The sequence below is a fragment of the Pseudomonas sp. P2S-1 genome (genome assembly GCF_057197725.1).
Genome location: NZ_CM170068.1, coordinates 3048105 through 3061134 on the forward strand (window position 1 = coordinate 3048105; position 13030 = coordinate 3061134).

A 13030-nucleotide genomic window follows, 5' to 3' on the forward strand; every position below is an offset into this window, starting at 1 on the left:
CCTCGCCCCCGTCACCTCTGACTCTTTAGGACCTATCCCAAGGAGTCAGACCATGCCCACCCTGCGCCTTGCCATCTTGCTGGCCATCACCACCGGCCTGACTGCCTGCGGCGAATCCGCCCGGCTCCAGGTCACCGACGGCAGCGGCCCGTCGCCGCAACTGCCGGAACCGAACAAAACCCTGATCCCCACGGTGAACATCGCCCCCGCCGTCGGCTGGCCCGATGGCGGCAAGCCCAAGGCGGCCCAGGGCACCCAGGTGGTCGCCTTCGCCGGTGGCCTGGATCACCCGCGCTGGCTCTATGTGCTGCCCAATGGCGACGTACTGGTCGCGGAAACCAACGCACCGGAGAAACCCGACGACGGCAAGGGCATCCGTGGCTGGGTGATGAAGAAGGTCATGGCCAAGGCCGGCGCTGGCGTACCTAGCCCCAACCGCATCACCCTGCTGCGCGATGCCGACAAGGATGGCGTGGCGGAAACCCGCACGGTGTTCCTCAAGGACCTCAACTCGCCGTTCGGCATGACCCTGGTCGGCAATGACCTGTATGTGGCCGACACCGATCGCCTGCTGCGCTTCAAGTACCAGGAAGGCGCCACCTCGCTTAATGGCCCGGGCGAGCCGGTCAGCGAGCTGCCGGGAGGGCCGCTGAACCACCACTGGACCAAGAACGTCATCGCCAGCCCCGACGGCAGGAAGCTGTATGTGACCGTCGGCTCCAACAGCAATGTTGCCGAGAACGGCATGGACAAGGAAAAGGAACGGGCGGCGATCTGGGAGGTGGACCCGGCTACCGGGCAGCACCGGATCTTCGCCTCGGGCCTGCGCAATCCCAACGGCCTCGCCTGGGAACCTCACAGCGGGAAGCTGTGGACGGCGGTGAACGAGCGCGACGAGATCGGCAGCGACCTGGTGCCGGACTACATCACCTCGGTGCAGGACGGGGCTTTCTATGGCTGGCCCTACAGCTATTACGGCCAGCATGTGGATGTGCGGGTGGAGCATCAGGATCCGAACCTGGTGGCCCGGGCCATCGCCCCCGATTATGCGGTGGGCCCGCATACCGCCTCGCTGGGCCTGGCCTTCGCCGAAGCCGGGGCGCTGCCGCCGCCGTTCGACCAGGGCGCGTTCATCGGCCAGCACGGCTCGTGGAACCGCAAGCCGCACAGTGGCTACAAGGTGCTGTTCGTGCCGTTCAGTACCGAAGGCAAGCCGGCCGGGAAACCGGTGGATTTGTTGAGCGGGTTCCTGAATGACGATGGCAAGGCGATGGGGCGGCCGGTGGGGGTGGTCACGGACCGCAGAGGCGGGGTGCTGGTGGCGGATGATGTGGGGAATGTGGTTTGGCGGGTGAGCAAGCTTCAGTAATCGAGGTTGTCTGTACTGGCCTCATCGCTGGCAAGCCAGCTCCCACAGGTCCAGCGGTGCACGCGGTCACTGTGGGAGCTGCGGTTCGGCGCTCCGACTTGCCAGCGATGAGGCCATCAGCCCCACCCAAAAGCTAGGGGTTGTGCGCCAGATGCGCCGGCGCCACCAATACCCGCTTGGCATTCAGGTACGACTTCTGCCAGTAATTGTTCGACAGATAATCCAGCCGCACCGTCCCACCGGTCGACGGCGCATGCACGAAGCGCCCTTCCCCGACATAGATGCCAGCATGATTCACCTGGCTCGCACCGTTCGTCGCAAAGAACACCACATCCCCCGACTGCAGCGCATCGCGCTGCACATCCGGGGCACGCATGACGATCATCTCGCGGGTCGAACGGGGCAGGGAAATCCCCGCCGCGTCCCGATAGACGTACCCGATCAGCCCGCTGCAATCGAACCCGGAGTCTGGCGTGTTGCCACCCCAGCGATACGGCGTACCCACAAGCCCGAGCGCGCGGAAAAGCACGTCCTCAGCGGCTGGCGAGTAGGTGATCTGGGCAGGAACATAGGCCGGCTGGACCACCGGAGGCGGGGTCGGAGCATGGCTGGAGCAGGCACCGAGCAGTGCTGCCAGGGACAATACCGCTAAACGCGCCATCATCGTCTTCATCAGAACATCCTGTCTGAAGCTGCCGGCGCGAGGCCGGAAAAGTGGTGAGAAATTAGATTAGACGTTTTCTGTAAACACGCACGGCGACTAGCTTTTCAGCATAGTCGCCGTGTGTCTGACACCGAGGGAATTCGCTTAGTTGCGCGAAAGTGTCTCGGCCGGTGCCGCTGGAGCCAGCGCGAGGGCGCGCTTGGCTTCCATGAAGGTCTTGCTCCAGTAGCGATCGCCCAGGCTGTCGATCCGCACCCCGCCACTGCGGCGGCTGCTGGAGTGGATGAACTGGTTGTCGCCAAGGTAGATACCGGCGTGGCTGACGCGACCTCGGCCGTTGGTGCTGAAGAACAGCAGGTCACCCGGCTTGAGGTTGTTGCGCGAGACCAGCGGCGCATCCACGTTGATCATCTCGCGGGTCGAACGCGGCAGGGTCATGCCGGCTTCCTCGCGGAACAGATAACCGATGAAACCGCTGCAATCGAAGCCCGACTGCTCGGAGGTGCCACCGAAGCGGTAACGGGTACCGATCAGCGACATGCCGCGCTCGAGGATGCTGTCGGCCAGGGCTGGCAGTTGGTAGGACTTGTTGCCGGAGAATTCTTCCAGATCCTGCTCGGTCGCCAGCTCTTCGTCGAAGACCGAAGCGTCAACGGGGGACTGGGTGGCGGACTTGGCAGAAACAGCGAAGTGATCCTGCTGTTGCGGTGCCGGGCTATGAGCTGCGCAGCCGAAAAGCAGTGTCACGAGTGCGAGGGGCACGAGGGGTGCGAAGCGATTCAGCATGGGCACGACCGTGTCTTGAATTTGATGAAGCCGCGACTATGCCTTCTATGGATTCGATTTGCAAATTCAATCGAAAAAAATGTGACTTTTATGTGCGGTAGGTCAAGGACGGGGTTTACCAGCCCAATGTTTCCTTCAGGAAGGGGATGGTGAGCTTACGTTTTTCCTGCAGCGAAGCCTGGTCCAGACGCTCCAGCAGGTCGAACAATGCGCTCATGCTGCGGGTTCCGCGGGTGAGGATGAAGTGCCCGACTTCGTCGGTCATGTGCAGGCCGCGGCGCGAGGCACGCAGTTGCAGGGCGCGCAGCTTGTCTTCGTCGGACAGGGCGCGCATCTGGAAGATCAGCGCCATGGTCAGGCGGGACTTGAGGTCCGGCAGCTTGATCGGCAGTTCGCGGGGCGAGGCGGAGGCGGCCAGGAGCAGGCGCCGGCCGCTGTCACGCAGGCGGTTGAACAGGTGGAACATCGCCTCTTCCCACTCCGGCTTGCCGGCGATGACGTGCAGATCGTCCAGGCACACCAGTTCGTACTGCTCCAGGTAATCCAGCAGTTCGACACCACGATCGAGGAGTTGCGCCAGCGGCAGGTAGACGGCGGGTTCGCCCAGTTGCTCGAAACGCAGGCAGGCCGCCTGCAACAGATGGGTACGCCCTACCCCCTGCTTGCCCCACAGATAGATCAGGCTTTCGGTCCAGCCGGCGTCGGCTTCGCAGAGTCGCTCGACGTAGCCCAATGCTGCGGCGTTGGCACCCGGATAGTAGTTGATGAAGGTGGCGTCATCGCGCAGACGCACACCCAGGGGCAACTGGATCGGTTTCATGCTGGCTGGGCGGTCGTGAGGAACCGCAAAGGGCCCTTGGTAAAAGTTTGCAAAGTCTATACCCGCGCCGTCGGTCGCACAATGAGCGAAGGAAATCAAAGGGTTGGGACAGCTTCAAGCCACAAGCTGCAAGCGACAAGAAAAAGCAGCGGCGACGCGCACTGCTCTTTCTTGCCGCTTGCAGCTTAGGGCTTGCGGCTAAAGATCCGGATCGATCTTCTCGCCATACACGTCCGACCTTTTATAGAAGTCATGCATGTGCCGCAGCAGCACCATGATCACCGCCGCTGCCGGCAAGGCCAGGAGCACGCCGGTAAAGCCGAACAGCTCGCCGCCGGCGAGGATGGCGAAGATCACCGCCACCGGGTGCAGGCCGATCCTGTCGCCCACCAGCAGCGGGGTCAGGACCATGCCCTCCAGCGCCTGGCCGACCATGAACACGGCAACGATGCCCAGCAGCGGGTAGAGGTCGCCGCCAAACTGGAACAGCCCGGCCACCAGCGCCGCGCCGATACCGATGATGAAGCCCATGTACGGCACGATGGCCGCCAGCCCCGCCAGCAGGCCGATCAGCAGACCCAGTTCGAGGCCCACCAGCATCAGCCCGGAGGCGTAGATCACGCCCAACGCCAGCATCACCAGCAACTGCCCGCGAACGAAGGCACCCAGCACCTCGTGGCACTCCCCCGCCAGTTCCACCACCTGCGGTTCTCGCTGGCGTGGCAGCAGGCTGCGCAGCTTGGCCATCATCAGGTCCCAGTCGCGCAGCAAGTAGAAGCCCACCACCGGGATCAGCACCAGGTTGGCCAGCCAGCCGACCAGGGCCAGCCCGGACGCGGTCACCTGGGACAGGACCATGCCGACGATATCGGTGGTCTGGCCCATATGGGCGCTGATGGCCGCCTTGACCTTGTCGAACTTCCAGAAGCCGTCGGCCAGCCCCAGCTTGACCTGGACCCAGGGCAACGCCACGTGCTGCAGCCAGTCGAGCATCTGCGGCGCGACCTCATAGAGGCGCACCAGTTGCTTGGCCAGCATCGGGATCAGCACCAGCAGCATGGCCAGCAGGATCAGGCTGAACAGGGCGAAGACCACCGCCACCCCGGCGGTGCGCGACAGACCCATGCGTTCCAGGCGATCCACCAGCGGATCGCCCAGGTAGGCCAGAAGGATGCCGACCAGGAACGGCGAAAGAATTCCGTGCAGCAAATATAGAAGGAGGCCCAGCGATAGCAGGGCGATCGGCCACATCCAGCGGCGCACGTCGATCATCATGGCTCCTTACCAGCGAAAACGCAGGCCGGTGAACGGCGCCGGCGCAGGCGCCGGTGCTGCAGCTCCAGCTTCGGCCGGCGTTGCAGGTGCCGGTGCCACTGGCGTCGCCGGTGCAGGCTCTGGCGGCAGTTCCTGCAGTTTCGCCAGCCCTAGCTGGGCGCGCAGTTGATCATTGCTGCCGGTAGCCTTCCAGGTCATCACGTCACCCTGAACCAGGGTGACCCGACCGCCGAAGGGTTCCAGCACCCGACCCAGTTCGGCATAGCGCTCCAGGTTCATGCCCTGGACCTGGAACAGCTGCTCGCTGCTGGAGCCCGGCTTGACCACGAAACGCGGCGCCAGGCGCTGGCTGACCGCAAGCATCACGGCATCGGCCAGGGCCGCCTGATCGGCACCTTCCACCTTGCCCTGCTCGCGCTGCTCGCCCAGCCACAGGCGCCAGGTGCCGTTCCACTTGCCATCGGCTTCGCTGGCATGCACCGCCAGCAGGGCATCGGCGCCGTAACGCCCGGACGCAGCCTGCAACGGCGCAGGGTCGGTGCCTTCGAGGTTCTTCGGCGTCGCCACCAGTTGCTCTTCAAGATCCGCCAGCGGCAGGCGCAGCGGCAGGCCACGATGCTGGGCGGCGCGGCGCAGCACCTCGGCATTGCCCTGGCCGTCGCCAACCAGGTTCGAGCCCTCGGTGCTGTCGTTCAACCACCAGCCGAGAATCGCCGGGCGGTTGCTGCCCCACAGCGCCAGGCCGGCCTTGCGCAGGGCGCGCTCGGTGCTGCCCGGGTCGAAGTCCACCAGCAGGGTCTCCGGCGGGCCGGCCTCGGTGCCGAACTGGCTGATGATCTGTTGCGGGTCCTTGCGCAATTCGGCAAGCCCGGGGTTCTGCGGCGCCTTGGGGTCGCCGGTCAGGCGCAGGACCAGGGTGTCCAGCGCCGCCTGGGTGGCCTGGGCGCGGGCGTCGGCGCCCTGCCCGACCGGCTCGCGCACCTGGTACAGCCCGGAGACGCTTTCGGCCTGGGCCGCCACGGCGAACAAGGCCACGCAGCAACCGAACAGATATGAACGCAAAGGCATGAAGAATTCCTGTCCAGATATAGAAAGAAGCGAAGTCCAGCGCCCTCGCCGCAGCGCAAAATACACGCAAGGGGCACTGTTTCACCTCCTATACCTTATACAGGCCGTGACAAGGCAACCAGCCGCCCGCGGCGATTCATGTTTTTTCCTGATATTCCGGCCCTGCCCGTCGGCCTGAGGATGGCCGCTGCCGGGCAACCCTGATAAAATCGCGCGCCTTCGCAGACCACTGACGGTCGGGCAGGCGGATCCAGTTTTCCCCGCAGCCTGGCAGGTCAGGGTCGATTTTCCCGAATCCCTCCCTCCTAAAGGCCTGGATCACATGAGCAAGCAACCCTCCCTTAGCTACAAGGACGCCGGTGTAGACATCGACGCCGGCGAAGCCTTGGTCGAACGCATCAAAGGCGTGGCCAAGCGCACCGCGCGCCCGGAAGTCATGGGCGGCCTGGGCGGCTTTGGCGCCCTCTGTGAAATCCCGGCCGGCTACAAGCAACCGGTCCTGGTCTCCGGCACCGACGGCGTTGGCACCAAGCTGCGCCTGGCGCTGAACCTGAACAAGCACGACTCGATCGGCCAGGACCTGGTCGCCATGTGCGTCAACGACCTGGTGGTCTGCGGCGCCGAGCCGCTGTTCTTCCTCGACTACTACGCCACCGGCAAGCTGAATGTCGACGTGGCCGCCACCGTGGTTACCGGCATCGGCGCCGGCTGCGAACTGGCCGGCTGCTCGCTGGTCGGTGGTGAAACCGCAGAAATGCCAGGCATGTACGAAGGCGAAGACTACGACCTGGCCGGTTTCTGCGTGGGTGTGGTCGAGAAGGCCGAGATCATCGACGGCTCGAAAGTCGCCACCGGTGACGCGCTGATCGCCCTGCCGTCCTCCGGCCCGCACTCCAACGGCTACTCGCTGATCCGCAAGATCATCGAAGTCTCCGGCGCCGACATCGAGCAGGTGCAACTGGACGGCAAGCCGCTGACCGAGCTGCTGATGGCCCCGACCCGCATCTACGTCAAGCCGCTGCTCAAGCTGATCAAGGACACCGGCGCGGTCAAGGCCATGGCCCACATCACCGGCGGCGGCCTGCTGGACAACATCCCGCGCGTCCTGCCAAAAGGCGCCCAGGCGATCGTCGACGTGGCGAGCTGGGAGCGTCCTGCGGTGTTCAACTGGCTGCAGGAGCAAGGCAACGTCGACGAGCACGAAATGCACCGTGTCCTGAACTGCGGCGTCGGCATGGTCATCTGCGTTGCCCAGGACCAGGTCGAAGTGGCCCTGAACACCCTGCGCGAAGCCGGTGAGCAGCCATGGGTCATCGGCCAGATCGGCGTTGCCGCCGAAGGCGCCGCCCAGGTCGAGCTGAAGAACGTCAAGGCGCACTGATGCCCGCAGCGAAGTGTGATGTGGTGGTGTTGCTGTCGGGTTCCGGCAGCAACCTGCAAGCCCTGATCGACAGCGCCCGTGCCGGGGATTCCCCGGTACGGATCCGCGCCGTGATTTCCAACCGCGCCGATGCCTATGGCCTCGAGCGCGCGCGCAATGCCGGCATCGATACCGCCGTGCTCGACCACAAGGGGTTCGATGGCCGCGAAGCCTTCGACCGCGCCCTGATCGAGCAGATCGATGCCTTCTCGCCGCACCTGGTGGTGCTCGCCGGCTTCATGCGTATCCTCAGCGGCGACTTCGTCCGCCACTACGCCGGGCGCCTGCTGAATATCCACCCGTCCCTGCTGCCCAAGTACAAAGGCCTGCACACCCACCAACGGGCGCTGGAGGCCGGCGATGCCGAGCATGGCTGCAGCGTGCACTTCGTCACCGAGGAACTCGATGGCGGGCCGCTGGTCGTACAGGCAATCATTCCGGTGGCTACGGATGACACGCCAGAGACCCTGGCGCAGAGGGTTCACAGCCAGGAACACCAGATCTACCCGCTGGCCGTGAGCTGGTTTGCCGCAGGCCGTTTGCGCCTCGGTGCAAGCGGTGCTCTACTGGATGGCCAGCCACTGGCGGCCAGCGGCCACTTGATTCGACCCTAGGAGATTTTATGCGTCGCGCCCTGCTTCTCGCCCTCGCCGTGCTCGCGCTGCCGCTTCAGGCAGCCGACCTGAAACCGTTCTCGGCCAGCTACACCGCCGACTGGAAGCAACTGCCCATGAGCGGCACTGCCGAACGCAGCCTGGAAAAGAACACCAACGGCACCTGGAGCCTCAACTTCAAGGCATCGATGATGATCGCCAGCCTGACCGAGCAGAGCACCCTGTCGCTGGACAAGGACACCCTGCTGCCGCAGAGCTACCACTTCGAACGGGGTGGCCTGGGCAAGGCGAAGAAAGTCGACCTGGACTTCGACTGGTCGCAGAAGGTCATCACCGGTACCGACCGTGGCGACGCGGTGAAGCTGCCGCTCAACCGTGGCGTTCTGGACAAGTCGACCTACCAACTGGCGCTGCAGCATGACGTGGCGGCGGGCAAGAAGAGCGTGAGCTACCAGGTGGTGGATGGCGACGAGATCGACACCTACGACTTCCGCGTGCTGGGTACCGAGAAGGTCAGCACCCGTACCGGCCAGGTCGATGCGGTCAAGGTCGAGCGCGTGCGTGATCCAAGCCAGAGCAAGCGCATCACCGAGCTGTGGTTCGCCAAGGACTGGGACTACCTGCTGGTGCAACTGCGCCAGGTCGAGACCGATGGCAAGGAATACGTGATCGTGCTGCAGGACGGCACGGTGGATGGCAAGGCGGTCAAGGGTAACTGACTGGCTGGTTGTTCGTTGTATCCGGAAACCCCGCCTTGTGCGGGGTTTTCTTTTGTCTGTGAGGGCCTCATCGCTGGCAAGCCAGCTCCCACAGGTTCCGCGGTGCATGCAATTCCCTGTGGGAGCTGGCTTGCCAGCGATGAGGCCGGTGCAGACAACCATGAAAGATCTTTCATGGCGCTTTTAATTTACTTAGCCAGCTAACAAATTCTATAAAAGAGGCCTGCGACAGAGTGCCGCAGTTAACCGGATTTGGAGTTTGCACATGACTGTCAAAGTAACTGAGCGCGACGAATCGAAACTGTCCCATGAAGGTGTCGCCGCCGGCGTGCGCATCTGGGATGTGCACCAGCAGGGCCAATTGGTCGGCATGTTCCACACTGAACACGAAGCCCACCGCTACCGCATGGAACTGGAAGTCTGGGAAACCCGCCGCAACCCGTCCTGACACCGCCCTCCCCCGCAGAAACGACAAACCCCGCCAAGGCGGGGTTTGTCGTTTCTGCGGAGTCAGATCACCACATCAGGTCATCCGGAATCACGTAGGCCGCGTACGGATCGTCGGCATCCGGCTCTTCCACCTGGGTGTTGAGCAAGAGGATGCGCTGCGGATCGCGCTCCTGGATCTTCACCGCTGCTTCCCGCGGGATGATCTCGTAACCACCGCCATGGGCGACGATGGCCAGCGAGCCGCTGCTCAGCTTGCTGCGCACCAGGGCGTTGACCGGGATGCGCTTGACCTTCTTGTCATCGACGAAGTTGTAGTAGTCCTCGGTGGTCAGCTTGGGCAGGCGCGAGACTTCGATCAGTTGCTTGATCTGCGCGGCACGGGCCTTCTGCTCGGCCTTTTCCTGCTGCTGGCGGTTGAGTTCCTGGTCGCGCGCGGCCTTCTCGGCCATCGCTTCCTTGGCCAGGCGCTGCTGGCTGTCGTCGACTTCGACCTGGCCTTTTTGCTCCAGGCGTTTCTGTTTCTTCTGGTCTTTGTTGACCTGCTTGACCTGCTTCTGGTTGACCAGGCCGGCTTTGAGCAATTGGTCGCGAAGGGAAAGGCTCATCGTGTTCACTCACTTAATGCATCGCGCTCAGCCGCAGCTGGGCAGGTTCTTTTCCTGACGCTTGGCTTCGCCCCAGAGTGCGTCCAAGTCTTCGAGGGTGCAATCTTCAATCGGACGCCCTATGTCGCGCAATGCCTGCTCGATAAAACGGAAGCGGCGTTCGAACTTGGCGTTGGCGCCACGCAGGGCGTTTTCCGGGTCGATCTTCAGGTGCCGGGCCAGGTTGACCGTGGCGAACAGCAGGTCGCCCACTTCATCGGCCAGGGCCACGGCGTCGTTGTCGGCCATGGCTTCCAGCACTTCGTCCAGCTCTTCGCGGACCTTGTCCAGCACCGGCAGCGGGCCCGGCCAGTCGAAACCGACCTGGGCCGTGCGCTTTTGCAGCTTGGCCGCGCGAGACAGGGCCGGCAGCGCCGCCGGGACGTCGTCGAGCAACGAAAGCTGCTCGGGGACGCCTTTCTCGGCACGCTCCTCGGCCTTGATCTCTTCCCAGCGCTGCTTGACCTGGTCTTCGTCCAGACGCGGAGCGTCCAGCGGCGCGTACAGCTCGCCGGTGGGGAATACGTGGGGATGACGACGGATCAGCTTGCGGGTGATGCTGTCGATCACCCCGGCGAATTCGAAGCGGCCCTCTTCCAGCGCCAGCTGGCTGTAATAGACCACCTGGAACAGCAGGTCGCCCAGCTCGCCCTGGAGGTGCTCGAAGTCGCCGCGCTCGATGGCGTCGGCCACCTCGTAGGCTTCCTCGAGGGTATGCGGAACGATGCTCGCGTAGGTCTGTTTCAGGTCCCACGGGCAGCCGTATTGCGGGTCGCGCAAACGGGCCATCAGGTGCAGCAGGTCTTCCAGGGTGTACATCGTGGTCTCTCGCAACAGGCAAGGCCCGCCGTGCTGGCGGGCCTGCTCGGTCAAGGGGTGCGGTTGCGCCGGGTCTCGATGATGTTCGGCAACTGCGAGATACGCCCGAGCAGACGGCCAAGGGCGTCCAGGCCGGGGATCTCGATGGTCAGCGACATCAGCGCGGTGTTGTCTTCCTTGTTCGAGCGGGTGTTCACCGCCAGCACGTTGATCCGCTCGTTGAGCAGGACCTGGGAGACGTCACGCAGCAAGCCCGGACGGTCGTAGGCACGGACCACGATATCCACCGGATAGGTCTGCACCGGCACCGGGCCCCAGCTGACCTGGATGATCCGCTCCGGCTCGCGCCCGGCCAGTTGCAGCACCGAGGCGCAGTCCTGGCGGTGGATGGTCACGCCGCGGCCCTGGGTGATGTAGCCGACGATGGCATCCCCCGGCAGCGGCTGGCAGCAACCGGCCATCTGGGTCAGCAGGTTGCCGACGCCCTGGATCTGGATGTCGCCGCGCTTGCCCGGCTTGTAGCCGGTGGCCTTGCGGGTGATGAGGTCGATTTCCTCGATCCGCTCCGGCTCCACCAGTTGCTGGGCGGCGTTGACCAGGTGCGCCAGGCGCAGGTCGCCGGCACCGAGGGAGGCGAACATGTCCTCGGCGGCGCGCAGGTTGGCCTTTTCCGCCAGGCGCTCGAAGTCCACCTGGGGCAGGCCGAGGCGGTTGAGCTCGCGCTCCAGCAGGGTCTTGCCGGCGGCGACGTTCTGGTCGCGGGCCTGCAGCTTGAACCAGTGGACGATCTTCGCCCGCGCCCGTGAGGTGGTGACGTAGCCGAGGTTGGAGTTCAGCCAGTCGCGGCTCGGGTTGCCGTGCTTGCTGGTGATGATCTCCACCTGCTCGCCGGTCTGCAGGCTGTAGTTGAGCGGCACGATGCGCCCGTTGATCTTGGCGCCCCGGCAGTTGTGGCCGATCTCGGTGTGCACCCGGTAGGCGAAGTCCAGCGGCGTGGCGCCCTTGGGCAGGTCGATGGCGTGGCCGTCGGGGGTGAAGACGTAGACCCGGTCCGGCTCGATATCGACCCGCAACTGTTCGGCCAGGCCGCCGATGTCGCCCAGTTCCTCATGCCACTCCAGAACCTGGCGCAGCCACGAGATCTTCTCTTCGTAGTGGTTGGACCCGGACTTGACGTCGGTGCCCTTGTAGCGCCAGTGGGCGCAGACGCCCAGCTCGGCTTCCTCGTGCATGGCGTGGGTGCGGATCTGCACTTCCAGCACCTTGCCCTCGGGGCCGATCACCGCGGTGTGCAGCGAGCGGTAGCCGTTTTCCTTGGGGTTGGCGATGTAGTCGTCGAACTCCTTGGGAATGTGCCGCCACAGGGTGTGGACGATGCCCAGCGCGGTATAGCAGTCGCGCATTTCCGGGACCAGCACGCGCACCGCGCGCACGTCGTAGATCTGGCTGAATTCCAGGCCCTTGCGCTGCATCTTGCGCCAGATCGAATAGATGTGTTTCGCCCGGCCGCTGATATCGGCCTTGACCCCGGTGGCCAGCAGTTCGTTCTGCAACTGGGCCATGACGTCGTTGATGAAGCGCTCGCGGTCGAGGCGGCGCTCATGCAGGAGCTTGGCGATCTGCTTGTACTGGTCCGGCTCCAGGTAGCGGAAGGACAGGTCCTCCAGCTCCCACTTGATATGGCCGATACCCAGGCGGTGCGCCAGCGGCGCATAGATGTCGAAGACCTCGCGGGCGACGCGGTGGCGCTTCTCGTCGTCGGCGCCCTTCACCGCGCGGATCGCGCAGGTGCGCTCGGCCAGCTTGATCAGGGCCACGCGCACGTCGTCGACCATGGCCACGAGCATCTTGCGCAGGTTCTCGACCTGGGCCTGGGAGCCCAGCACCAGGGAATGGCGCGGGTTGAGGCTGTCGCTGATGGCGGCCATGCGCAGCACGCCGTCGATCAGCTTGGAGACCACCGCGCCGAAGCGCTGGGCGACTTCGGAGAGGGTCGCCTTGCCCTCGCGCACGGCGCGGTAAATGATCGCGGCGACCAGCGAATCCTGGTCGAGCTTGAGGTCCGCGAGGATCTCGGCGATTTCCAGGCCGGCCTGGAAACTCGACGTACCGTCGGCCCAGGAGTGTTTGGCCTGGTTGCCCTTCTTCTCGATTTCCTGGGCGTACTCGCAGGCAATCTTCAGGGCTTCACGGTCCAGCGCTGCATCGACGCTGCATACGTGATCCAGCCATGCTTCGAGATTGATACTGCCGTCGGTGTTGACCGGCTGGTGCACTCTCACCTGTACCATCTTTGTTTACCTTTTCCTGCAGCGCATGCTCGATGCGCCTGATAACTCGGGTGCCGTGCCTATGAACGATGAAGGCACGACACCGGGCGAT

At 64.3% G+C, this 13030-nt stretch carries 13 protein-coding genes; 5 read left to right on the forward strand and 8 right to left on the reverse strand.

What is annotated here, in order from left to right; all coding sequences use genetic code 11:
• Nucleotides 1-52: 52 nt before the first annotated feature.
• Nucleotides 53-1369 (forward strand): PQQ-dependent sugar dehydrogenase, encoded by a 1317-nt coding sequence (locus AC2CQI_RS13360; protein WP_484580418.1) that lies wholly within the window; start codon nucleotides 53-55, stop codon nucleotides 1367-1369.
• Nucleotides 1370-1502: 133 nt separating this feature from the next.
• Here AC2CQI_RS13360 and AC2CQI_RS13365 read toward each other — a convergent pair whose 3' ends face one another.
• The 5 genes from AC2CQI_RS13365 to AC2CQI_RS13385 form a co-directional block, all read right to left on the reverse strand.
• Nucleotides 1503-2042, reverse strand: a complete 540-nt coding sequence (locus AC2CQI_RS13365) for a C40 family peptidase (protein ID WP_081430262.1) — start codon at nucleotides 2040-2042, stop codon at nucleotides 1503-1505.
• Nucleotides 2043-2177: 135 nt separating this feature from the next.
• Nucleotides 2178-2819: a C40 family peptidase gene (locus AC2CQI_RS13370; RefSeq protein ID WP_075803710.1), complete on the reverse strand. Its 642-nt coding sequence runs from the start codon at nucleotides 2817-2819 to the stop codon at nucleotides 2178-2180.
• A 115-nt stretch (nucleotides 2820-2934) separates the two neighbouring features.
• A complete protein-coding gene (gene hda, locus AC2CQI_RS13375) occupies nucleotides 2935-3639 on the reverse strand; it encodes a DnaA regulatory inactivator Hda (protein ID WP_075803709.1) in 705 nt (234 codons plus the stop codon).
• Nucleotides 3640-3837: 198 nt separating this feature from the next.
• Nucleotides 3838-4911 (reverse strand): AI-2E family transporter, encoded by a 1074-nt coding sequence (locus AC2CQI_RS13380; protein ID WP_484580419.1) that lies wholly within the window; start codon nucleotides 4909-4911, stop codon nucleotides 3838-3840.
• 9 nt (nucleotides 4912-4920) lie between these two features.
• Entirely contained in the window at nucleotides 4921-5982 is a 1062-nt protein-coding gene (locus tag AC2CQI_RS13385; protein WP_484580420.1) for a DUF2066 domain-containing protein, read from the reverse strand.
• A gap of 322 nt (nucleotides 5983-6304) precedes the next feature.
• Between AC2CQI_RS13385 and purM the strand changes: the two genes are divergently transcribed.
• From purM to AC2CQI_RS13405, 4 genes are all read left to right on the forward strand, one after another.
• The gene (gene purM / locus AC2CQI_RS13390) at nucleotides 6305-7363 is read left to right on the forward strand and encodes a phosphoribosylformylglycinamidine cyclo-ligase (RefSeq protein ID WP_484580421.1); all 1059 of its coding nucleotides are present in this window, start codon (nucleotides 6305-6307) and stop codon (nucleotides 7361-7363) included.
• On the forward strand, nucleotides 7363-8016 hold the full coding sequence (gene purN, locus AC2CQI_RS13395) for a phosphoribosylglycinamide formyltransferase (protein ID WP_075803705.1): 654 nt from the start codon (nucleotides 7363-7365) through the stop codon (nucleotides 8014-8016). The genes purM and purN overlap by 1 nt, the downstream gene beginning before the upstream one ends.
• Before the next feature lie 8 nt (nucleotides 8017-8024).
• A complete protein-coding gene (locus tag AC2CQI_RS13400; protein WP_075803704.1) occupies nucleotides 8025-8735 on the forward strand; it encodes a DUF3108 domain-containing protein in 711 nt (236 codons plus the stop codon).
• A 265-nt stretch (nucleotides 8736-9000) separates the two neighbouring features.
• Nucleotides 9001-9183, forward strand: a complete 183-nt coding sequence (locus AC2CQI_RS13405) for a hypothetical protein (RefSeq protein ID WP_075803703.1) — start codon at nucleotides 9001-9003, stop codon at nucleotides 9181-9183.
• Between the two features lie 67 nt (nucleotides 9184-9250).
• On the opposite strand, the gene AC2CQI_RS13410 is transcribed toward AC2CQI_RS13405, so the two are convergent.
• The 3 genes from AC2CQI_RS13410 to relA are packed head-to-tail and all read right to left on the reverse strand — an operon-like array spanning nucleotide 9251 to nucleotide 12939.
• Nucleotides 9251-9790, reverse strand: coding sequence for a DUF2058 domain-containing protein (locus tag AC2CQI_RS13410; protein ID WP_075803702.1), 540 nt, complete (start codon nucleotides 9788-9790; stop codon nucleotides 9251-9253).
• Nucleotides 9791-9817: 27 nt separating this feature from the next.
• On the reverse strand, nucleotides 9818-10648 hold the full coding sequence (gene mazG / locus AC2CQI_RS13415) for a nucleoside triphosphate pyrophosphohydrolase (protein WP_484580422.1): 831 nt from the start codon (nucleotides 10646-10648) through the stop codon (nucleotides 9818-9820).
• A 50-nt stretch (nucleotides 10649-10698) separates the two neighbouring features.
• A complete protein-coding gene (gene relA / locus AC2CQI_RS13420) occupies nucleotides 10699-12939 on the reverse strand; it encodes a GTP diphosphokinase (protein ID WP_075803700.1) in 2241 nt (746 codons plus the stop codon).
• Nucleotides 12940-13030 lie beyond the last annotated feature (91 nt).